This window comes from Saccharothrix algeriensis (assembly GCF_016907655.1).
Classification (GTDB): domain Bacteria; phylum Actinomycetota; class Actinomycetes; order Mycobacteriales; family Pseudonocardiaceae; genus Actinosynnema; species Actinosynnema algeriense.
Map to the genome: position 1 here is coordinate 3,153,095 of NZ_JAFBCL010000001.1, position 22,009 is coordinate 3,175,103.

Here is a 22,009-nt window from a genome sequence, read left to right on the forward strand (position 1 = left end):
CGCCGATCAGGCGCATCCTGGGTGCAGGACCTGCCGCCGAGGCGACCGAGCAGAAGCCTCCGACGGCACGCCCGGAAGGGGTAGGTGGTGCGGTGCAGAGAAGTCCTCGCTGTGACGGTCCGCGTTCGGCCGCGCCCTTGCGGGCGGGATGGTGCAGATCGTCCCGGTCGCGACCGTGAGCGGTTCGCACGAGGTTTCGAGCGCGCGGCGCCTCCGGCGTGATCGACGTGCTTGACGCTGTTCGACCCGGCAATTCTGAAGGTGCCGTCTCACCCGGCGACACCGGCCGAGGTCCACGCCAACCTCGCGACGAGCCGGACCAGTCACTTCCACAAGGGAAGAACCCAGGTGCGGCACCCCGACGTCGGGTACCGCACCTGGGCTCGCTGCGCGGGCGCCGCGGCTCGCTGCGCGGGCGCCGCCGGCACGCGCATCAGCGCGGCCCTTCGCGGGTACCCGGTCCCGGCTATCGTTGTGCCGCCTTTGTGGGGCCCGGGTTGGAGGACGCGCGGTGCAGTTCAACGAGGACGCCGAACTCGACACGTCACAGGTCTCCGACCTCCGGGGCGGGGGCGGTGGCGTCGGCGGGCGGGTGGCGCTGGGCGGCGGTGGCCTGGGCATCGTCGGCCTGATCATCTACTTCGTCCTGTCCCAGCTCGGCGGCGGCGCGCAGCTGCCCACCGGCTCGGGCTTCCAGGACGTCGGCCAGAACCAGCAGGTCGGCTCGGAGGCCATCGGGGAGAAGTGCCGGACCGGCGCCGACGCCAACCGCTCGGCGGACTGCCGGGCCGTGGCCTTCATCAACTCCATCCAGAACTACTGGACCGACCAGTTCGCCCGCACGGGCCGCACCTACCAGCCGGCCCAGACGAACTTCTTCTCCGGCGGCGTCCAGACCCGCTGCGGCAACGCCACGTCGGCCGTGGGCCCCTTCTACTGCCCGGCCGACGCGCAGGTGTACATCGACCTGAACTTCTTCCAGGAGCTGCGGCAGAAGTTCGGCGCGACCGGCGGGCCGTTCGTCGAGGCGTACGTGCTGTCGCACGAGTACGGCCACCACATCCAGAACCTGCTGGGCACCTCCGAGCGCGTGCGGACGCGCAGCGGGCCGAAGTCGGACTCGGTGCGCCTGGAGCTGCAGGCCGACTGCTACGCGGGCGCCTGGGCGAACCACGCGACCACCACCCCGACGGCGTCCGGCAAGCCGCTGATCACCGGGGTGACGCAGGAGGACGTGGCGGCGGCGCTGGACGCGGCGGCGCGCATCGGCGACGACTTCATCCAGCGGGAGCTGGGCGGCGGGCGGGTCGACACGACCCAGTTCACCCACGGCACCTCGGCGCAGCGCCAGAAGTGGTACAACCTCGGCTTCGACACCGGCGACCCGGCCCGCTGCAACACGTTCGACACCGACGACCTGGGCTGATGGCGGCTGCCCCGGCTGATCGCGGTTGGCCGGGTCGGCGGCTGCCCCGGCTGATCGCAGTTGGTCGGGTCGTTCGTGATCGGCCGGGTTGATCGCGGTTGGCCGGATTGACCTCGGTTGGCCGAGTTGACCTCGGTTGGCCGAGTTGACCTCGGTTGGCCGAGTTGCTCGCGGCTACTCGGGCTGATCGCGGTTGGCCGGGTTGGCCGCGACTTGTCCCGGGTCGGCGCTCGGTCGCCTGCGCCGGCTCTCGTCTCCCGGCCGACGCTCGGCCGCCGACTGCCGCCCGGCACGTGATCGGCACCCGCCTCCGACTGCCGCCCAGCAGCGCTCGACGTCCCCGCCGACGCTCTCAGTTCCGCGGCTCTCAGCTTCAACGCCGGGAGTTGTCGGTGACGGGTGGGACAATGGTGCCGGGGGCCGGAGGCCACGCCCTGAGGCCGCCCCAGCGCCCTAGCGGGTATTCCACAGCGCTCTAGCGGGCGTTCCAGCGCCCTGGTGGGCGTCCCGCCCGGTGTCCAGCGCCTTGGCGGGCGTCTCGGCGAACTCGACGGGCGAGTGCGGGGGCGTCGGGTGGTCGGGTCCTGCGGGGTCTGCGCCTGTTCTGCGCGATCCGCTCCGCGTGGTGATCGGTTTCCGAGCGAGTGGTCGGTCCCGAGTGGTCGCGAGGGTGGTTCGCGACGGGGTGGTTCGGCCGGGTGGTTCGGCGGGGTGGTTCGACGGGGTGGTTCACGACGGAGTGGTTCGCGGCGGGCTGGTTCCGACGTGAGCCGAGTCGCCGGGAAGGTGCGTCGGAAAGGCGCGTGCCGGGAACCCGAGAAAGCTTCGCTTGAGGCGGGCGTGGCCTCCGGCCCCCGTCTCCATTGTCCCACCGGCCACCGACGGATTCGGGCGTGAGAGCTGAGATTCCACTCAGCTGCGGTCCTGGTCAGGCGGTGGCGAGCCCTGGCAGTCGCGAATTCCAGCGATGGCGACCCCGGACGGCGGCGAAACCTGGTGGTGGCGAAACCTGGCGGTCGTGAGGTCCGGTGGTGGTGAAGCCGGGCCCGCGCGGCCACGCTGGTCCGCCGGACCGGGTGCGGACCCGGCCCCGGGGCGAGCCGAGCGCCGGGAACGGACCCGGGGCGAGCCGAGCGCCGGGAACGGACCCGGGGCGGGCCGAGCGCCGGGACGGGTGCCCTGCCCGGGAGCAGGGGGCCGGTCCACCGCGGACCGGCCCCCGCCTCACACCGCCACTAGGCCACGAGGTCGTGCGAGTGGCCGTGGTCCTCGACGTGCAGGGTCCGGGCCGCCGCCGCCCGCACGGCCGCCCGCGAGGAACGCGCCGGAACGCCGTTCACGTCCTCGGTGCTGACCGCGTACGACGCGGTGACCCAGGCCAGCGCGTCCGAGTTGCGGTCCAGGGCCTTGCGGTCGACGTTGCCCAGGTTGTCGCCCGCGCCGTGGTAGTTCGGGTCGTAGGCCACGCCCGCCCGGCCGCCCCACTTGGCCACCTGCGCCGGGGTCTTGAGGACCTCCGCGCCGGTGAACAGGCCGCCGGCCGGGATGCCCTGGTTGATGAACTCGCCGTAGTCCGAGCGCCCGGTGAAGTCGGTCCCCTCGACCTGGATCCGCTTCTCCAGCGTCAGGTAGTCGACGAACGACTTCTCGATCTGCGCCGAGCCGTACGGGCCCGCGCCCGCGCCCACGCCGTCGGAGTCGTCGCCGTCGTAGACGAAGTACCCGGCGTTCGGCGACCCGATCATGTCGAAGTTCAGGTACAGCGCGATGTCGAGCTGCTGCTCGAACGACAGCGACCGCACGTACGCCGTGGAACCCAGCAGGCCCAGCTCCTCGGCGCCCCACCACCCGAACCGGACGGCGTTGTTCACCTTCGGCGAGCTGCCGAGCTGCAGCGCGGTCTCCAGCAGGCCGGCCGAGCCGGTCCCGTTGTCGTTGATGCCCGCGCCGACCTCGACGCTGTCCAGGTGCGCCCCGGCGAACACGACGTTGTCCTTGCGGCCGGTCCTGGTCTGGGCGATGACGTTGCGCGACACCCGGTCTTCCTGGTGGTAGCGCAGGTCCACGGTGACCGCCTGGCCGACCTTCCCGAACAGCGCGTCGCCGTCCGCCTGCGAGACGCCGCCGGTGGGCACGACGCCGGGCGCGCCCAGCGTCACGCCCGACAGCGGGCCGGCGATGTTGTTCGCCACGATCACGGCCACGGCGCCGGCCGCGGCGGCGTTGCGGTGCTTGACGTCGAACGTGCACGAGCCGCGCCGGACCAGCGCGATGGCGCCGGTGAAGTCCTGGCCCGCGAAGTCGGCGGCCTCGCAGCCCGGGGTGGCGTCGTCCGCGACCGCGCGCAGCGTCCCCGTGACGCCCCCGACCGGCGTCTGCGGCGAGAACGTCAGCGGGTCGTTGCGGTAGGTCGTGGCGCCCACCTTGGCGGTCGCCGCGTCCGTGACCTGCACCTGGTAGGTGAACTCCGGGGTGCTGACGTCGAAGCCCGCGCCGCGCAGCCTGCCCGCGACGTAGTCGACGCTCGCGTCGTACCCGGTGGTGCCGGCGGCGCGGTTGCCGTCGTTGCGGTCGGCGATGCGCTGGAACGCGATCAGGTGGCGGTTGACCCCTTCCAGCGTGACGTTCTTGGTGATCTTCTTGGCCAGCGCGGGCCCGTCGAGCCCGGCGGGCGCGGCGTCGGCGACCGGAGTCGCGACGAGGGCGAGGGACGCGGACGCGGCGAGGACCGCCGCGCGTCGGATCCCGGTTCTACCTGACATGATCGAGTTCCCCTTCACTCGGATGCCGAACCCTCACCTCTCGACGTGGTCCGGGGCAATCCGTCACTCGGCGGGTTCTCGCCCCGTGAGCAGCTCCAGACAGGCTGTGACACCGGTCACCGCGAGCTGCCAGGACGGCCGGGTGAAATCCTCCCGCGCCACCACCAGCCGCGTCTGGGCGGCCACCCGTCCGCGCCGGACCTGCGTGAACGTCCCGTCCGGCCGGTAGCCGAGCTTCCGGCTGACCGCCAGCGACGCCGGGTTGTCGGTGAACGCGCTCGTCCGCGCCGCGCGGGCGCCCAGGTGGTCGAACGCGAACAGCAGTACGGCCGCCCGCATCTGCGTGCCCAGGCCCGTGCCCTGGTGGCGCAGCCCGAGCCACGAGCCGGTGGTGACCTCCCGCCGCACCGCGAACGACTCCCCGAGCAGCGACTGCACGCCGATCACCCGCCCGTCCAGCCGCACCAGGAAGTTGACCGCCCACCGCCGCGGCGACAGGCTCGCGCGCGCCGACCAGTGGTGCTGCACCACGTCGAGGCCCAGGCGCTCGCGCGGGGCGTCGGTCCACTCCACGCCGAACGGCATCCGGTCCGGCGGGTGGACGCCCCGCAGCGCCTCGTCGGCCAGTTCGAGCAGCCCGGCGTCGTCGTCGGGGCGCAGTTCCAGCCGGGGTGTGCGCAGTGCGAGGTGCCGGAGGGGCCACGGGTCCATGCCGGTCGATGGTGTCGGCAGCGCGCCACCGGCGCGACCGGATTAACGTCGGGTCCCATGCACGCGATCACGATTAGTGAACCCGGCGGCCCCGACGTCCTGACCTGGGCGGAGGTCCGCGATCCCGAACCCGGTCCGGGCGAGGTGCTGCTGGAGGTCGCCGCCACCGCCGTCAACCGCGCGGACCTGCTCCAGCGCCGGGGCCACTACCCGCCGCCGCCGGGCGCCTCGGACGTGCCGGGCCTGGAGTGCTCGGGCACGGTCGCGGCGCTCGGCGAGGGCGTCACCGGCTGGCAGGTCGGCGACGAGGTGTGCGCGCTGCTGGCGGGCGGCGGGTACGGCGAGCGGGTCGCCGTCCCGGCGGCCCAGCTCCTCCCCCTGCCCGGGGGCGTGGACCTGGTCACGGCCGCCTCGCTGCCGGAGGTGGCGTGCACGGTCTGGTCCAACGTCGTGATGGTCGCCGGGCTCGCCGAGGGCGAGACCTTCCTCGTGCACGGCGGCGCGGGCGGCATCGGCACGCACGCCATCCAGGTCGCCAAGGCGCTGGGCGCGCGGGTGGCCACCACGGCGGGTTCCGACGAACGCCTCCGGCGCTGCCGCGAGCTGGGCGCGGACGTCACCGTCAACTACCGGACGCAGGACTTCGTCGCCGAGGTCGGCGAGGCCGACGTCGTCCTGGACAACATGGGCGCGGCCTACCTGGGGCGCAACGTCGACGTCCTGGCCCGCGACGGCCGCCTGGTGGTCATCGGGATGCAGGGCGGCGCGAAGGGCGAGCTGGACATCGGCAAGCTGCTGGCCAAGCGCGGCAGCGTCACCGGCACCGGCCTGCGCTCCCGGCCCGTGGACGGCCCGCACGGCAAGGCGCGCATCGTGCGGGACGTCCGCGAGCGGCTGTGGCCGCTGATCGCCTCCGGTCGCGTGCGGCCGGTCGTGCACGAGGTGCTGCCGATCCGGCGGGCCGCCGAGGCGCACCGGGCGCTGGAGGACGGCCGGGACGTGTTCGGCAAGCTGGTCCTCGCCTTCTGACCGGCCGTCAGCTCCACGACGCCCCCTGACCGGCCGTCAGCTCCACGACCGGTCCAGGGCGGTCGCGGTGGCCAGGCAGGTGCGGGCGGTCGTGCGGAAGCTCAGGGCGAACTCCTCGGCCCAGCGCACCAGGACCGCCTGCTCGCCGGGCCGCTCGGCGTCGTCCACCAGCACCGCCGCGCCGGGCGCGAGCACGCCCCGGAACACCGGCAGCGCCGGGTAGCGCGCGTCGGCCGGCAGCGGGCCGTCGACCAGCAGCAGGTCGACCAGCCCGTACCGCTCGACGTAGGCCGAGACCTCGTCGTGCACCAGCCGCGGGTCGTACCACCGGGCGTCGCGCAGCGCGGCCGGGTGCGGCGCCAGCGGCGCGTGGACGACCCGCGCCACGTGGCCCAGGCCCTCGCGGCGGAGCTGGCTGGCGACGAACGCGGCCGTGCGCTCGTCGTGCTCGACCGACAGCAGGTGGCCGAAGCCCCGGCGGGCCAGCAGGCGGGCCAGCACCACGGAGGACGCGCCGCAGCCGCACTCCACCACGACCGTCCGCGAGCCGAGCAGCACCTCGTCCACCACGGCCGCCAGGGCCGCCGGGCGCAGCTCGTGCGCGGTGGTGGGCAGGTACTCGGTCATCAGGGGGCTCAGGCGGTGCAGCGCGGCGAGGTCGGCCAGTTCCCGGGACAGAGCGTCGTCCACCACACCTCCGGCTACCCCAGCTCGGCGACCGCCCGCACGAGTTCGTCCACTTCGACCGCGTTCGTGTAGTGCGCGAGGCCGACCCGGATCGCTCCGCCCACCTCGCCCACCCCCAGCACCGAGAACACCCCGTGCTGGCCCGAGTCGGCGAAGGCGCAGACGCCCCGTTGGGACAGGTGCTCGACGCCGTCGGTCGACTTCACGCCGGCCACCGTGAACGCCAGCGCGGGCACCCGCCGCATGGCGTCGCCGATCACCATGACGTGACGGAGCGATCGCAGTTCGTTGATGAGGTTAGCCAGCAGGCCCGCCTGGTAAGCCTTCACCGAGCCGAGCGAGGTCAGCAGGCGCTCGCGGCGCGGGCCCGCGGCGGCGTCGTCCAGGCCCGCCAGGTACTCCACGGACGCCACCAGGCCGGCCAGCAGCGGGTAGGCGTGCGGGCCGAGTTCGAGCCGCTCGGGGCCGCGCGCGCCCGGCTCGACCGCGACCGAGGGCAGCAGGTCCAGGCGCGACGGGTCGCGGAAGACCAGCGCGCCCACCGGCGGGCCGCCCCAGGCGTTGGCCGAGACGGCGACCACGTCGGCGTCCATCGAGGTGATGTCCAGCGGCACGAACGGGGCGGCCGACGAGGCGTCCACCACGACCAGCGCCTCGGTGCGGCGGGCCGCCCGGGCGATCTTGGCGAGGTCGGGGCGGGAGCCCACCGAGCCGGACGCGGCGGTGACGGCGACCAGCTTGCACCTGTCGGTCACCAGCTCGTCGTACTGCCAGGCGGGCAGCTCGCAGGTCTCGATGTCGACCTCGGCCCACCGCACCACGCTGCCGGTGCGCTGGGCGGCGCGCTGCCAGGGCGCGATGTTCGACTGGTGGTCCAGCCGGGACACCACGACCTCGTCGCCGAGGAACCAGCCCTCGGACAGGGCGTCGGCGAGCCGCTGCAGCAGCACCGCGCTGCTCGGGCCCAGCACGACGCCGGCCGGGTCGGCCCCGACCAGGTCCGCGACCGCGCGCCGGGCCGCGTCGACGATGGCCTCGGCGCGTTGCGAAGCGGGGAAGATGCCACCGGGCCCGGAGACCGGTGCGCGCAGCGCGGTGGAGACGGCCGTGGCCACCTGTTCGGGGACCTGCATCCCCGCCGGCGCGTCCAGATGAACCCAGCCGTCGCCGAGCGCGGGGAACAGCCCACGGACCCGGGCGACGTCGAACGCCATGCCGCACACCGTACGGAGGACGCCGGGGCGGGCGACAGCAGGGGCCGGGGGTAGCGGCCGAAGCGTGACCCGGCGCACCGCCCGGGCGCCCGCCGCCGGGCCGGGGGCGCACCGGCGGGGCGCGGCGGAGCCGACCCGGTGCGCGGGCGGCCGGCCGATCGCGCCAGGATGGTGGTATGAGCGAGGCAGCGGAGAACGAGCGGCACGTCGTCGTGGTCGGGCCGGACGGTAAGCCGGTCGGCGCCGCGCGGGTGCCCGCCGGCGACGAGGCGAACGGGCCGGACGTCACCGACCTGGTCGAGCAGCCGGCCAAGGTGATGCGGATCGGCACGATGATCAAGCAGTTGCTGGAGGAGGTGCGGGCCGCGCCCCTGGACGAGGCCAGCCGCAACCGGCTCAAGGAGATCCACAAGCGGTCCATCGACGAGCTGGAGGACGGGCTCGCGCCGGAGCTGCGCGACGAGCTGGAGCGGCTGTCGCTGCCGTTCACCGAGGAGGGCACGCCCTCGGACGCGGAGCTGCGCATCGCGCAGGCGCAGCTGGTCGGCTGGCTGGAGGGCCTGTTCCACGGCATCCAGACCGCCCTGTTCGCCCAGCAGATGGCGGCCCGCGTCCAGCTGGAGCAGATGCGCGGTCGCGCGCTGCCCGCTGGGCCATCCGGGGAATCGGCGGAGCACCCACCCCTGCGCGGCGGTCAGTACCTGTAGAAAGCGTGGCGATCGGACAACGGCCCGGGCGGCGGCGCACCGCCGGCCGGACCGCGGTGCCGCGTCCGCGGCGGTGTGGGTGAGAGGAGAGTTCACGTGCTCGACCGAGTGCGGCACAGCCGGTTGGTGGGAGAGGCCCGCGAGAGGCTGCGCGGCAAGCTGCTGCGGGCGATCGAGGAGGTCGTCGCGCCCCACCACCGGGCCCACGCCGAGCAGCTCGACCGGCTGCGGGGCGAGCTGTCCGAGCTGCGCGAGGAGCTGCGCCACCGGACCGACCGGATCTCCGAGGACCTCCGGCGGTTCGAGATCCGGGCCCGCCGGGACATCGTGTTCGCGGGCGAGCGGGACGCCGCGACCGACAGCGCGCGGTTCGTGCGGGACCACATGACCTCCGCCCCGCACTTCGACCACCCGCACGCCACCCTCGACCACGCGCTGACGCTGGTGGAGCGGGACGGCATGGCGCTGGAGTTCGGCGTCTACGCGGGCACCACGCTGAAGATCATCGCCGCCGCCCGCGAGGGCGAGCAGGTCTACGGGTTCGACTCGTTCGAGGGCCTGCCCGAGCACTGGCGCAGCGGGTTCCCGGCCGGGATGTTCGGCGTCGACAGCCTGCCCGACGTGCCCGGAGCGGAGCTGGTGGTCGGCTGGTTCGACGAGTCGCTGCCCGGCTTCCTGGCCGAGCACCCCGGCCCGGTGGCGTTCCTGCACGTCGACTGCGACCTGTACTCGTCCACCCGGACGGTGCTGGACCTGGTCGGCCCCCGGCTGGTCCCGGGCAGCGTGGTCGTGTTCGACGAGTACTTCAACTTCCCCGGCTGGCGCGAGCACGAGCACCGGGCCTGGACGGAGTACGTCGAGCGCACCGGGACCGAGTTCCGCTACGAGGGATACACCTACGACCACGAACAGGTGATCGTGAAAATCACCGGCGTGCCGGACGCCCCGCCGGCCGAGGTGACCGCACCGTGACAGCCCGGCGACAGGCGGGCCACCCTGTCGCCGGTAGTCTCAGTACTCGTGCAACACACGAGTACGGTCGACCGACCGGCAGTCCCCCCGGCACCCGACTCGCGCACCTTCGCCCGCGCGTTCGGCGATGTGCGTGATGCGTGGCGGCAGCGCGAGCTGTGGGGCCACCTCGGTTGGCAGGACATCAAGCAGCGCTACCGCCGGTCGGTGATCGGCCCGCTGTGGATCACCATTTCGATGGGCACCACGGCGCTGGCCCTCGGCCTGCTGTACTCGACGCTGCTCGGCCAGCAGATCAGCACGTACCTCCCGTACGTGACGGTCGGTTTCATCGTGTGGAACTTCATCCTCGGCGTGGTCACCGAGGGCACCGAGGTGTTCATCGTCAACGAGGGCGTGATCAAGCACCTGCCCGCGCCGGTGACGGTGCACGTGCTGCGCATGGTGTGGCGGCAGGTGCTGTTCCTCGTGCACAACCTGCTGGTCTACGCGATCGTGCTGGCCGTGTTCTTCCCGACGCTGGCCTCGCCCTACCGGATGGAGGGTGACACGGTCGCCCAGCCCGGCCTGTCGTGGCTGGTCCTGCTCGCCATCCCGGCGTTCGCGCTGGTCATGGTGAACGCCGTGTGGGTGGCGCTGCTGTTCGGCATCATCAGCACGCGCTTCCGCGACATCCCGCCGGTCATCCACAGCTTCATCCAGCTGGTGTTCTTCATGACGCCGATCGTGTGGCACGTCGGCGTGCTCAACAAGTTCACCAACGGTGACGGCGGCTGGAAGGTCCTGATCGCCGAGTTCAACCCCATCTACCACTTCCTGGAGATCGTGCGCGCGCCCCTGCTCGGCCAGCAGCAGGACTGGCACCACTGGGTGGTCGTGGGCGCGTTCACCGTCGTCGGCTGGGCACTGGCGCTCCTCGCGCTGCGCAACTACCGTGCCCGCGTCTCCTACTGGGTCTGAGTGAGGCCGCAACCAATGGTCAGCATCGACGTCTGGAACGCCTCGGTCGACTTCCCGATCTTCGACGCCAAGTCGAGGTCGCTCAAGAAGCTCGCGCTGGGCAAGGTCGGCGGCAAGATCGGCGCGGAGGGTCGCGTCCCGATCATCGAAGCGCTGCACGACATCACCATCTCGCTGCGGCACGGCGACCGGGTCGGCCTGGTCGGGCACAACGGCGCGGGCAAGTCCACGCTGCTGCGGCTGCTCGCCGGCATCTACGAGCCCACCCGGGGCAGCTGCCGCATCGAGGGCAAGGTCGCCCCCGTCTTCGACCTCGGCGTGGGCATGGACCCGGAGATCTCCGGGTACGAGAACATCATGATCCGCGGGCTGTTCCTCGGCATGAGCCGCAAGGAGATGGAGAAGCGGGTCGACGACATCGCCGAGTTCACCGAACTGGGCGACTACCTGTCGATGCCGCTGCGCACCTACTCCACGGGTATGCGGGTGCGCCTCGCGCTCGGCGTGGTGACCTCCATCGACCCGGAGATCCTGGTCCTGGACGAGGGCATCGGCGCGGTCGACGCGGCGTTCCTGGAGAAGGCCCGCGACCGGCTCAACGACCTGGTGGCGCGGTCGGGCATCCTGGTGTTCGCCAACCACTCCGACGACATGCTGGTCGAGCTGTGCAACACGGCCATCTGGATGGACGAGGGCCAGGTGAAGATGCACGGCTCGCTGCGCGAGGTGGTGAAGGCGTACAAGGGCCGCGACCCCTACGAGCACCTCAGCCCGGACACGCTGGAGCGGATCGGCCAGTCACCGGTGCTGAGCGGGAACGGTGGCGAGTAGACCGTGAGCGCGTTGCCGAAGGGGTCCGTGGTGGGGGTCGTGGTGACCCGCCACCGGCGCGAGCTGCTGGCCCAGTCGCTGAAGGTGCTGGCCTCGCAGACCAGGGCGCTGGACCACCTCGTGGTCGTGGACAACGGCCCGGACCAGCCCGTGGACGACCTCGTCGAGCAGTGCCCGATCCCGACGACCTACCTCGCGTCGCACCGCAACCTGGGCGGCGCCGGCGGGTTCGCCCTGGGCATGCTGCACGCCCTGTCGCTGGGCGCCGACTGGCTGTGGCTGGCCGACGACGACGGGCGGCCGGCCGACGAGACGGTGCTGGAGGTGCTGCTCGCCGAGGCGCAGCGGCGGGGGCTGGCCGCGATCTCGCCCGTGGTGTCCAACATCGAGCAGCCGGAGAAGCTCGCGTTCCCGCTGCGCCGGGGCCTGACCTGGAAGCGCCGCGCGGCCGACCTGGGCTCCGACTTCCTGCCGGGCATCGCGTCGCTGTTCAACGGCGCGCTGTTCCGGGCGTCGACGGTGGACGTCATCGGCGTGCCGGACTACCGGCTGTTCTTCCGGGGCGACGAGGTGGAGATCCACCGCAGGCTGGTGCGCACCGGGCTGCCGTTCGGGACGTCGCTGAGGGTCACCTACCTGCACCCGGACGGGTCGGACGAGTTCAAGCCGATGCTCGGCGGCCGGTTCCACGCGCAGGACCCGGAGAACCCGGTGAAGCGCTACTACACCTACCGCAACCGGGGCTACCTGCTGTCCCAGCCGGGGATGCGCAAGCTCGGGCTGCTGGAGGTCTTCCGGTTCGGCCTGTACTTCATCGGCGTGCGCAAGGACCCGAAGGCTTTCCTGGAGTGGGTCAGGCTGGTGCGCCAGGGGCAGCGGGAGAAGTTCTTCCGGAAGTGAGCCCGGCGCGCGTTCGCCGTCCGCGTGATCGCCGCCGGCGAACCCGCCTTGCCCGGTCGGCGGCCGGGCGGTGAGCTGGTCCCATGCCTTCCGAAGCGCGCAAGACCAGCCTCGTCCTGTACTTGGCCGCGAACCCGAACCCGATCTCGGTGCAGGTCGACCAGGAGGTCGTCGACGACCTCGCGCCCCGCTTGGTCCAGGTCGTGCGCAACGGGCACACGCAGTCCGTCCGCACGGCCGAGGGCCGCGAGTTCGTGGTCGACTTCGCCCACGTCGCAGCCGCTTACTTCGAGTGAACGCGCCACGAACGCCGGCAGGCCGGGCCCGCTCCCCCGATCGGGGAACGGACCCGGCCTGCCGGGCTGGTTCTCCCGGGCTAGTTCTCGAAGACCTTCCGCCACGCCTCGACCGAGGTCAGCTCGGGCAGCGCGTCGCGGTAGACCCGCTTGAGCCGCGGCCACTCCTGGCCCAGCCGGCGGTAGTTGCGCACCGCCCGCGCCATGAGCTGCTTGAACTCCTTCGGGTCGCGCTTGCGGAACGCCACGCCGCTGCCGTCCGCGTTCGACACCGTCGCGCTGTCCAGGTTGCCCAGCAGGAACCACCGGGCGTTGGTGGCCGGCACGTTGATCTGCGGGCGCTCCGCGGTGGAGGCGTCCGGCGCGCGCAGGTTGTGCACCAGCGCCTTCGCCGCCTCCGCCGCGATGGTCGCCGGGTTCGTCGGCGGCCTGAGCATCGACTCCGCGCGCACCATGTCGAACGTCGGCGGCGGGAACTGGCGGGCCGAGGGCAGCACCTGGGCGTCGGAGTAGGTCTTGCGCAGCGCCTGGATCTCCGGCAGGGCCGTGCGCAGCGACTCGAACAGCTTCGACGGGCCCGCGAGGAAGTCCTCGATGGCCTTCTGCTGCACGGCCACCGTGGAGTACTCCATCGACAGCAGGTGCCGCAGCGACAGCTTCAGGCCCTGCTTGAGCAGCGTCGAGCGGATGTCGTACGGGCTGTGCAGGGCCGCCAGCACCAGCCGGTTGCGGGTGTGGAAGTAAGCCTGCCAGTCGGTCGCGTCGTTCTTGTCCGTCCACGGCATGTGCCACACCGCCGAGCCCGGCAGCGACACCGTGGGGTAGCCGTTCTCCAGGGCGCGCAGCGCGTACTCCGCGTCGTCCCACTTGATGAACAGCGGCAGCGGGTAGCCGGTGCGCTGCACCACCTCGCGCGGGAACAGGCACATCCACCAGCCGTTGTAGGTGGCGTTGATGCGCAGGTGCAGTTCCTTGGTCTCGCGCAGCGACTCCTCGCCGAAGTCGTGGTCGGTGACCGCGCCGGGCGCGGGCCGCCAGTAGCCCGAGGCCAGGTCGACGACCTCGCCCATGGTGTGCAGGCGGGCGCGGGCCTGGAGGTTGAGCATGTGGCTGCCGACGACGACCGGCTGCGCCGCCGCGCGGGCGAACGCGTTGGAGCGCAGCACCGCGTCCGGCTCCAGCCGGATGTCGTCGTCCATCAGCATGATCTGGTCGACGTCGGTGTGCTCGATCGCCTCGTACAGGCCGCGCGTGAAGCCGCCCGAGCCGCCCAGGTTCTCCTGCTCGATGACCTCGAGCTTGTCGCCGAGCAGGCGGACCGCCTCGGCGTAGCCCTCGGTGTCGCGGACCTTCACCGCGCCCTGGTCGGCGACGAACACCTTCTGCACGACGTCGAGCACGGTCGGGTCCTCGCCCAGCGCGCGCAGCGCGATCACCGCGTCGACCGGGCGCATGGTCGTCATGCCGATGGCGACCTTCTGCGCCGGGAGCACCTGGTCGGTGGTCCACGCGGCCTCGCCGATCTCCAGCGTCTGGTCGTCGGTGAACACGTCGAACCAGATCCAGCCGCCGTCCTCGAACGGCTTGAGGCCGACCCGGAACTCGACGTGCGTCCACCCCTGCGGCGACCGGATCGGCCGGCCGTCGAGGTGGATCGGGTCGCCGTTGGGCTTGGAGCGGTACACGTCGAGCCGGCCCGCGCCGCGCACCCGCAGGCGCAGCACGACCTCCTCGACGACCGTCCAGCGCTTCCAGTAGCTGGCCGGGAACGCGTTGAAGTACGAGGCGAACGACACCTTCGCCGACGCCGGGACGGTCACCGAACGGCGGGACGAGACGTGCGAGTGGACGTTGTCCGGCTCGTCCAGGTACAGCGGTCGGACGTCCAGCGGGTCCTCGTCGCGGGGCAGGATCACCCGCTGGAGCACCTTGCTCGGGTCGATGCCACCACTGGAGCTGTGCTCGGTCACGTGCTTTCCTCCGGCGAACCTGCGGAGCGGTTCGGGTTCGGGTGTCGGCGGCCACGACGTGGCTCTGCCTGGGGCGATCAGGTGATACCAGCGACCATACCGCGTCGCCCGCCGGGGCGACGCGGTGCCGGCCGGGGCGTCAGTCCAGGCTGCCGTCGAGCGGCGTGCCCTCGGTGAGGTGCGGCGCGATCCGGTTGTCGAACGCGGTCAGCGCCGACCCGATCGCCATGTGCATGTCGAGGTACTTGTAGGTGCCCAGGCGCCCGCCGAACAGCACGTTGCGCTCCGCGGCCTCCTGCTTGGCCAGCTCTCGGTAGCGCTCCAGCTTGGCGCGGTCCTCGGCCGTGTTGATCGGGTAGTACGGCTCGTCGTCCTTCTCCGCGGCGCGGGAGAACTCGCGGACGATGACCGTCTTGTCGGTCGGGTAGTCGCGCTCGGGGTGGAAGTGCCGGAACTCGTGGATGCGGGTGAACGGCACGTCCGCGTCGTTGTAGTTCATCACCGGGGTGCCCTGGAAGTCGCCGGTCGGCAGGACCTCCTGCTCGAAGTCCAGCGTGCGCCAGCCCAGCCAGCCCTCGGAGTAGTCGAAGTACCGGTCCACCGGGCCGGTGTAGACGACCGGGGTGCCCGCCGGGATCTCCTCCCGGACGTCGAAGAAGTCGGTGTTCAGCCGGACCTCGATGTTCGGGTGGTCGGCCATCTTCTCCAGCCACGCCGTGTAGCCGTCCTTGGGCAGGCCCTCGTACGTGTCGTTGAAGTACCGGTTGTCGAACGTGTAGCGGACCGGCAGCCGGCTGATGACCGCGGCCGGCAGCTCCTTCGGGTCGGTCTGCCACTGCTTCGCGGTGTAGTCGCGGACGAAAGCCTCGTAGAGGGGGCGGCCGATCAGCGAGATGGCCTTCTCCTCCAGGTTCTTCACGTCCTTGGGGTCGATCTCGGCGGCGTGCTCGGCGACCCAGGCGCGCGCCTCGTCGGGGGTGAGGTAGCGGCCCACGAACTGCGTGATCAGGCCCAGGCCCATCGGGAACTGGTACGCCGTGCCGCCGTGCATGGCGAACACGCGGTGCTGGTAGCCGGTGAACTCGGTGAACTGGTTGACGTAGTCCCAGACGCGCTTGTTGGACGTGTGGAACAGGTGGGCGCCGTAGCGGTGCACCTCGATCCCGGTCTCCGGCTCGGCCTCGGAGTAGGCGTTGCCGCCGATGTGCTCACGGCGCTCCAGCACCAGCACGCGCTTGTCCAACTGGCTGGCGGCACGCTCGGCGACGGTCAGGCCGTAGAACCCGGAACCGACCACGATCAGGTCATATCCTGCGAAGCTCACGCCGCTGCACCCTACTCGGGCCACCGGTCCCGCCCGCAGCCGACCCTCGTGTCCGTGCTGCCGCGGTGACCAGCGGTAACGCCCGCCGTTAGCAGACCCCGCCCGGCGGTCCGGCGGCGGCCACCGGGACAACCGACGAATCCTCACCCTCCGCACCCGTACCCGCACAGTGAGCACATGCGGCAACCGAGTAGCTTCGTCGCGTTCCGTGGCTCGTCGGGATCACTGTCCGTGGGGGTGGAATGCTCGACGTCGTTGCCGGCACCGAGCAGGTGACGTTGGTGGCCGTCGCGGTGACGGTCGCGCTGCTGTGGCTGCCGGGCGCGGTCGTGGCCGCCCTGGTGGGCCTGCGCGGCTGGCTGCTGGCCGGTGTCGCGCCCGCCGTGACGATGGGCCTGGTGGCGGTCGCCGCGCCGGCGGCCCCGGTGCTCGGCGCGCGCTGGGCCGCCCCCTACTTCCTGGGCTCCTGCGCGGTGGCCACGCTGCTCGCGGGCGCCGGGCTGGTGCTGGTGCGCCGGCGCGGCCTGCCGCGGTCGAGCCCGGTGGGCACGCCGTGGTCGCGCTGGGGATCGGCGGCCGTGGCCGCCGCCCTGCTGGTCGCGGCCGGGATCGCGGTGACCGTGGTCGCCTACGCCACGCACGGCCTCGGGTCGGTGCCCCAGGCGTGGGACGCGCCCTACCACGGCACGGCCATCCGCCTGATCGGCGACCGGGGCGAGTCGGGCACCCGGCTGCTGGGCTGGATCGACCGCCCGGACGAGCCGGCCGGCGCCTTCTACCCGCACGTCTACCACTGCTTCGAGGCGCTGGTCTACCAGCTGACCGGCGCGGACATCCCGCGGGTGATGAACACCGGGATGCTGGTGACCACCGCGGTGGCGGTGCCGCTGGGCGCCGTCGCCCTGGTCCGCGCGGCCGGCGGCAGCGCGGGGTTCGCGGCGGCCGCGGCCCTGGTGTCGACCTCGTTCGCGAGCTACCCCTGGGACCTCTACCAGTGGGGCCAGCTCTTCCCGTACGCGGCGGGCCTGGTGCTCGTGCTGCCGTTCCTGGCGCTGCTGCTGCACTGGCTGCGGTCCGGGGCCGACCGGGTGGGCGTGCTGGTGGCGGTGGCCGGGGCGGGCCTGACGGGCACCCACTCGGCGATGGTGTTCATCAGCGCCATCCTGGTGGTGTGCTTCGCCGTGCACCGGCTGGCCGGCGACCCGCGCCGGTTCGCGCGCGCCGACCTGCCGCGCCTGGCGCTGGTCGGCGTCGGCGTCGGCGTCCTGGCCCTGCCCTACCTGCTGGGCGCGACGACGATGGCGGGCGCCACCGCCGCCTACGACTGGCCCGCGGTGACCACCCCGTCGAAGGCGCTGGGCGACGGCGTGCTGCTGGGCAGCGACGCCGCCTGGCCGCAGTGGCTGCTGGCGGGCTTCATGCTGCTGGGCCTGTTCCTGATGCTGCGCGACGGCGTGCTGCGGTGGCTCGCGGCGGCCTACGGCATCCTGCTGGTGCTGTTCGTCGCGGCGAGCGGCATCGACTTCCCGTGGGCGCAGGCGGTCACGTCACCGTGGTGGAACGACCGGTTCCGGCTCGCCGCGGCGATGACCCTGCCCGCGACCGTCGCCGCCGGGTGGGGCCTGTGGTCGTCCGCGCGGTGGCTGGCCGGGCTGGTGTCCCGGGTGGCCCGGCTGCGCACCCCGCGGGCCGCGACCGCGGCGACGGCGGTCGCCGCCGCGCTGGTGGCGGCCGGCTACCTCGTCCAGTCCGACGGGTACGCCCGCCGCAACGCCGCCCGGCTGGAGTTCTCGTTCAACGGCCCGGTGCTGTCCCGGCTGGAGCAGGACGGGATGCGCGAGCTGGCGAGGATCGCCAAGGACGGCGGGACGGTGATGAACGACGGCGGCGACGGCACCGTGTGGACCTACGCGCTGACCGGCGTCCGCCCGCTGATCAACCACTACTTGGCCATCGCGCCGAGCCCGCGGCGGCAGCTGCTGCTGGACCGCTTCGACGAGCTGTCCACCGACGCCGAGGTCGCGGGGACCATCCGCGACCTCGACGTGCGGTACGTCGTCGTGGGCACCGGCTACATGGACCGGTTCGAGCGCGCGCCGGGGCTGCGCGACCTGGCCGGGCTGCCCGCGCTGACCCTGCGGTACGGCAACGCCGACTTCCAGCTCTACGAGATCGACCGGTCCCTGCTGGCGCCGGCGACGGAGCGGAGCCCGTGACCGGGTCGTGCGCCTGACCGGTGGTGCCCGTGACCGGGTCGTGCCCCTGACCGGGTCGTGCCCCTGACCGGTCGGCCCGGTCGCGTCAGCCCAGCTGCTCGACCACCGCGCGGTCCAGCCGGTAGACGCGCACCTCGCCGCTGCGGAACTCCTCGGTCAGCCCGGGCAGCCCGGCCAGGTCCGCCAGGCCGGGCGCGAAGGTGAACAGCCCGTTGCCCGCCCAGTTCTCCGGCGACCCCGCCGCGCCGATGGGCGGCGGCGCGCCGTCCACGTACACCCAGGTGATGTCGAGGTCGAGCACCAGCTCGCGGATCCCGTCGTCGGTCGGGTAGCGGTTGAACCGCTGGAGCAGCTGGTAGGTGTACGGCGCGCGCTCGAAGCCCATGGCGATGGTGTTCACCACGGGGATGCCCTTCTCCACGTACAGGTACGTGGAGCCGTCGTTGGCCGAGTTCATCACCCGTTCGCCCGGGCCGACCCGGCCGGCCAGGAAGTCGAACGCGGCGAAGTCGTCGCGGTCGACGCGCAGCAGGTCCGGGTCGCCGTACCGGGTGCCGAGGTAGTGGGCGTTGACCTCCAGGTACCCGCGGGCGGGGGCCAGCGCGTAGCCCGCCGCGACCACCAGCGCGAAGGCGGTGGCCAGGGCCAGGGCCGGGGTCGCCCGCCCGCGCAGCGGGCGCGTCCGGCGCAGCCGGGCCGCGACCAGGCAGCAGGCCAGCACGACGCCGACGCCGACCAGCACCGGGACGAGCAGGTAGACGTGGCTGCGGATGCGCAGCATCGCGTTGTAGAAGAAGGCGGTGATCGCCGACTCGAAACCGCTGCCGGGGCTGATCCACATGCCGACCGTGATCGCCACCCAGGCGGCGGTGGCGGTCAGCAGCCCGAGCGCGCGCCGGGTCGTCAGCAGCACCAGCGCGCCCACCACGGCCAGCAGGAACGCGGCGACCTGGGCGCGCCCCTCGTACTGCGGCAGGTAGCCGGTCAGCGGCAGGGACAGCGTCTGGCCCAGCGCGGTGGCCAGCGGCGCGGCCGGGACGTCGGCCGGGAAGCCGGAGGTCTTGCCGGACTGGCCGACCAGCTGGACCAGCAGCGGCGCGGCGACCAGGGCGGCGAGCCCGCCGGCCACCGCCAGCGGCGCGAGCTGGCCGCGCAGCCGGGCGAGGCCGCCGCGGCTCATCAGCTCGCCGAGCCACCAGGCGACGACGGTCACCCCGACGCTCATGACGGCGCTGGGGTGCAGGGCCACCAGGCCGGTGAACCCGACCGCCACGGCCACCGCGCCGGACCAGTCGCGCCGGCGCACGCTCAGCAGGACCGCGGCGAACCCCGGCGTCAGCACCAGCGCGGCGGCGTTGGGCAGCACGCCGCCCTGGGCGGTCAGGGTGATGGTCGGCGCGTTCAGGCCGACCGCGACCAGCGCGCCGAACCCGGCCGCGAGCAGCGCGGCCGGCGCGCCGAGCCGGGCCCGGCGCGCGGCCACGAAGGCCAGGGCGGCCGTGGACAGCGCCGCGCACACGCCCAGCAGCAGCACCGTGACGCCGTTGAGGCCGCGGATCGGGTCGCCGGTCAGCTCACCGACCGCGGCGGAGAGCAGGTGCATCCCCGACGGGTAGAAGTGCACCGGCCCGTTGGAGAGGAAGTCGATGGGCAGCAGCTGCCACGGCGCGCCGCGGCCGGTGTTCATGATGTAGGCGACCAGCTCCGAGTGCACGATCGTGTCGTGCTCCTGCGGCACCTTGGACAGGTCGCCCGCCATGCCGAGCATCCAGGTGCGCACGGCGTAGGCGACGCCCACCAGCAGCACCAGCAGGCCCGCCGCCGAGGACACCGCGGACCAGGCGGTCCGGCGCCGCCGGGCCGGCGCGGCGGACCGCCGGGCCCGCGCCCACCGCAGCACGCCCACGGCCGCCGCCAGCGCGGTCGCGACGCCCAGCGGGACCACGCCGAACGACAGGCCGAGCAGGCCGCAGACCATGCCCACCACGGTGGCGACGCCGACCGACACCACCGGGGAGAGCCCCGCCAGCCACAGCGCCCGCCGCACGCCGAGCATCGCCAGCACGCTCACGCCTGGCAGCAGGACCACCGCGGACGCAGCGAGCAGCGTGCCTACCTCGACTCCGGTCATGCGCTCTTCTCAGTTCACTCGGACGGGCCATCAGCAGGCGCATCCTTACAAATCCGACCACGGCGGTGCACAGCGGGTCAGGGGGTCACGAGTCCCGGTAGCACGTCCGCGGCCACCTGCTCCAGCACCTGCTCGCGTCCCGCGTACCGACCGTCATCACCCGGCCAGTGCACCACCACGTCCGAGAAACCGAGTTCGGCGGCGCGACCGACGACGTCGCGGAACCGCTCGACGCTGGTCAGCGAGTAGACCGGGCCCGCGTCCGCGCTCAGGTACCGGCCGAACCCGGCCCGGCCACCGGCCGGGAGCACCTCGTCGAACCGCTCGACCAGCCGGGCCACCCCGCGCCACCACGCGTCGTCGTCCGCCGCGGCCGGGCCCTCGGTGAGCCAGCCGGCGCCCCGCCGCGCGGCCACCGCCATCGTCGCCGGGTCGTCCGCGGCGACCACGAAGGGTAACCGGGGGCGCTGGACGCAGCCGGGCGCGCTGCGGGCGTCGTCCGCGGCGTAGAACCGGCCCCTCGCGGTCGTGCGGTCCTGGGCGAGCAGCCGGTCGAGCAGGTCCGCGAACTCGCCGAACCGGGCGGCGCGGTCGGCGGGCCCGAGCGGTTCGCCGCCCGGACCGGCCGGGCCGGCGCCCGGGCCGAGGGTCGCGGTGAGCCGCCCGTCGGACAGGTCGTCGAGGGTGAGCAGCTCCCGCGCGAAGGGCACCGGGTGGCGCAGGTCCGGGGTGGTCAGGAAGGTGCCCAGGCGGATCCGGCCGGTGACCAGCGCGGCGGCGGCGAGCGTCGGCACGGCCGCGAACCAGGGCCCCTCCGGCGACGCCGGCGGGCCGGGCCGGTCCAGCGCCCAGGCGTGCGCGAACCCGTACTCCTCGGCGGCCCGCCACTTCGGCTCGGCTGCCCACCAGCGGTCTTCGGGGAGGATCACGATGCCAACGCGCACCCCCGAACAGTAACGAGCCTCTCGTCCCCCGATGTGCGGGGCACCGCCGCCGGCAGGGCAGTATGGGCTGGTGGAGACCCCTCGCCTGGTGGCATCGGACGTGGACGGCACCCTGCTCGGCCCGGATCACCGGGTCAGCGCCCGCACGGCGGGCGTGGTCGCCGGGGTGCGGGCGGCGGGGGTCCCGTTCGTGCTGGCCACCGGCCGCCCGCCGCGCTGGGTCACCGACGTCGCCGCCCAGGCCGGCGCCACGGGGTACGCGGTGTGCGCGAACGGCGCGGTGCTCTACGACGTCGGCGCGGACCGGGTGCTGTGGCGCAGGGAGCTGGACCCGGTCCTGCTGGGCGACCTGGCCGACGCGCTGGGCCGGGCCCTGCCGGGCTGCGCGGTGGCCGCCGAGCGGGTGGGCGACTCGGTGGCGGACCCCGCGGTGGCGCCCTTCGTGGCCGAGCCCGCCTACCGCCACGCGTGGCCGGGCAGCGACCACAGCGAGCTGAGCCGGGCCGAGGTGCTCGGCGTCCCGGCGGTCAAGCTGCTGGTCCGCCACGCCGGGATGACCAGCGTCCAGCTCGCCGAGGCGGCGGAGGCCGTCTTCGGCGAGGAGGTCTGCGTCACCTACTCCAGCAACGCGGGCCTGATCGAGGTCTCGGCCGCGGGCGTCACCAAGGCGGACGGGCTCGCCGACGTGGCCGAGCGGCTGGCCGTCGAGCCGAGCGCCGTGGTCGCGTTCGGCGACATGCCCAACGACATCGCCATGCTCGGCTGGGCCGGGCACGGCGTCGCGATGGCCAACGCCCACCCCGACGTCCTCGAAGTGGCCGACGAGGTCACCGCGCCCAACAGCGAGGACGGCGTGGCCCGGCTCCTGGAGCGCTGGTTCCCGCTCCCGAACGGGGCCGCGGCGCACCCGCCGGCCCCGTGAGCCCTTC

Annotated in this window: 18 protein-coding genes; 10 read left to right on the top strand and 8 right to left on the bottom strand. The window is 73.2% G+C overall.

The window, feature by feature from the left end:
* Window positions 1-511: 511 nt before the first annotated feature.
* Window positions 512-1,426, top strand: coding sequence for a KPN_02809 family neutral zinc metallopeptidase (gene ypfJ, locus JOE68_RS14295; RefSeq protein ID WP_204842835.1), 915 nt, complete (start codon window positions 512-514; stop codon window positions 1,424-1,426).
* Between the two features lie 1,235 nt (window positions 1,427-2,661).
* Here the strand turns inward: ypfJ and JOE68_RS14300 are convergent.
* Together JOE68_RS14300 and JOE68_RS14305 are read right to left on the bottom strand one after the other, a co-directional pair.
* Window positions 2,662-4,188 (bottom strand): M28 family metallopeptidase, encoded by a 1,527-nt coding sequence (locus JOE68_RS14300; RefSeq protein ID WP_204842836.1) that lies wholly within the window; start codon window positions 4,186-4,188, stop codon window positions 2,662-2,664.
* 63 nt (window positions 4,189-4,251) lie between these two features.
* Window positions 4,252-4,899: a GNAT family N-acetyltransferase gene (locus JOE68_RS14305; protein WP_204842837.1), complete on the bottom strand. Its 648-nt coding sequence runs from the start codon at window positions 4,897-4,899 to the stop codon at window positions 4,252-4,254.
* A 57-nt stretch (window positions 4,900-4,956) separates the two neighbouring features.
* Here JOE68_RS14305 and JOE68_RS14310 point away from each other — a divergent pair, with 57 nt between their 5' ends.
* A complete protein-coding gene (locus JOE68_RS14310; RefSeq protein WP_204842838.1) occupies window positions 4,957-5,928 on the top strand; it encodes an NAD(P)H-quinone oxidoreductase in 972 nt (323 codons plus the stop codon).
* 36 nt (window positions 5,929-5,964) lie between these two features.
* On the opposite strand, the gene JOE68_RS14315 is transcribed toward JOE68_RS14310, so the two are convergent.
* Together JOE68_RS14315 and JOE68_RS14320 are read right to left on the bottom strand one after the other, a co-directional pair.
* Entirely contained in the window at window positions 5,965-6,618 is a 654-nt protein-coding gene (locus tag JOE68_RS14315; RefSeq protein ID WP_307819678.1) for a class I SAM-dependent methyltransferase, read from the bottom strand.
* An 11-nt stretch (window positions 6,619-6,629) separates the two neighbouring features.
* Entirely contained in the window at window positions 6,630-7,829 is a 1,200-nt protein-coding gene (locus JOE68_RS14320; protein ID WP_204842840.1) for a cysteine desulfurase-like protein, read from the bottom strand.
* 176 nt (window positions 7,830-8,005) lie between these two features.
* Between JOE68_RS14320 and JOE68_RS14325 the strand changes: the two genes are divergently transcribed.
* The 6 genes from JOE68_RS14325 (at window position 8,006) to JOE68_RS14350 (ending at window position 12,495) form a co-directional block, all read left to right on the top strand.
* Entirely contained in the window at window positions 8,006-8,536 is a 531-nt protein-coding gene (locus JOE68_RS14325) for a bacterial proteasome activator family protein (RefSeq protein WP_204842841.1), read from the top strand.
* A gap of 96 nt (window positions 8,537-8,632) precedes the next feature.
* The gene (locus tag JOE68_RS14330) at window positions 8,633-9,508 is read left to right on the top strand and encodes a class I SAM-dependent methyltransferase (RefSeq protein ID WP_204842842.1); all 876 of its coding nucleotides are present in this window, start codon (window positions 8,633-8,635) and stop codon (window positions 9,506-9,508) included.
* 48 nt (window positions 9,509-9,556) lie between these two features.
* Window positions 9,557-10,468: a galactan export ABC transporter permease subunit Wzm/RfbD gene (wzm, locus tag JOE68_RS14335; protein ID WP_204842843.1), complete on the top strand. Its 912-nt coding sequence runs from the start codon at window positions 9,557-9,559 to the stop codon at window positions 10,466-10,468.
* Window positions 10,469-10,483: 15 nt separating this feature from the next.
* Window positions 10,484-11,299 carry a galactan export ABC transporter ATP-binding subunit Wzt/RfbE gene (wzt, locus tag JOE68_RS14340; RefSeq protein ID WP_204842844.1) on the top strand — a complete coding sequence of 272 codons (816 nt, stop codon included), beginning with the start codon at window positions 10,484-10,486 and terminating at the stop codon, window positions 11,297-11,299.
* A gap of 3 nt (window positions 11,300-11,302) precedes the next feature.
* On the top strand, window positions 11,303-12,199 hold the full coding sequence (gene glfT1, locus JOE68_RS14345) for a galactofuranosyltransferase GlfT1 (protein ID WP_204842845.1): 897 nt from the start codon (window positions 11,303-11,305) through the stop codon (window positions 12,197-12,199).
* An 83-nt stretch (window positions 12,200-12,282) separates the two neighbouring features.
* The gene (locus JOE68_RS14350; protein WP_204842846.1) at window positions 12,283-12,495 is read left to right on the top strand and encodes a hypothetical protein; all 213 of its coding nucleotides are present in this window, start codon (window positions 12,283-12,285) and stop codon (window positions 12,493-12,495) included.
* A gap of 80 nt (window positions 12,496-12,575) precedes the next feature.
* Here the strand turns inward: JOE68_RS14350 and JOE68_RS14355 are convergent, their stop codons facing one another.
* Both JOE68_RS14355 and glf read right to left on the bottom strand, forming a co-directional pair.
* A complete protein-coding gene (locus JOE68_RS14355; protein ID WP_204842847.1) occupies window positions 12,576-14,465 on the bottom strand; it encodes a glycosyltransferase in 1,890 nt (629 codons plus the stop codon).
* Window positions 14,466-14,604: 139 nt separating this feature from the next.
* On the bottom strand, window positions 14,605-15,789 hold the full coding sequence (gene glf / locus JOE68_RS14360; RefSeq protein ID WP_204842848.1) for a UDP-galactopyranose mutase: 1,185 nt from the start codon (window positions 15,787-15,789) through the stop codon (window positions 14,605-14,607).
* A gap of 242 nt (window positions 15,790-16,031) precedes the next feature.
* Here glf and JOE68_RS14365 point away from each other — a divergent pair, with 242 nt between their 5' ends.
* On the top strand, window positions 16,032-18,005 hold the full coding sequence (locus JOE68_RS14365; RefSeq protein ID WP_204842849.1) for a DUF6541 family protein: 1,974 nt from the start codon (window positions 16,032-16,034) through the stop codon (window positions 18,003-18,005).
* Window positions 18,006-18,090: 85 nt separating this feature from the next.
* Here the strand turns inward: JOE68_RS14365 and JOE68_RS14370 are convergent, their stop codons facing one another.
* The gene (locus tag JOE68_RS14370) at window positions 18,091-20,136 is read right to left on the bottom strand and encodes a DUF6541 family protein (protein WP_204842850.1); all 2,046 of its coding nucleotides are present in this window, start codon (window positions 20,134-20,136) and stop codon (window positions 18,091-18,093) included.
* A 77-nt stretch (window positions 20,137-20,213) separates the two neighbouring features.
* Window positions 20,214-21,080: an LLM class flavin-dependent oxidoreductase gene (locus JOE68_RS14375; RefSeq protein WP_204842851.1), complete on the bottom strand. Its 867-nt coding sequence runs from the start codon at window positions 21,078-21,080 to the stop codon at window positions 20,214-20,216.
* A 70-nt stretch (window positions 21,081-21,150) separates the two neighbouring features.
* On the opposite strand from JOE68_RS14375, the gene JOE68_RS14380 reads away from it, so the two are divergent.
* Window positions 21,151-22,002, top strand: coding sequence for an HAD family hydrolase (locus JOE68_RS14380; protein WP_204842852.1), 852 nt, complete (start codon window positions 21,151-21,153; stop codon window positions 22,000-22,002).
* The last annotated feature ends 7 nt before the right edge of the window (window positions 22,003-22,009 follow it).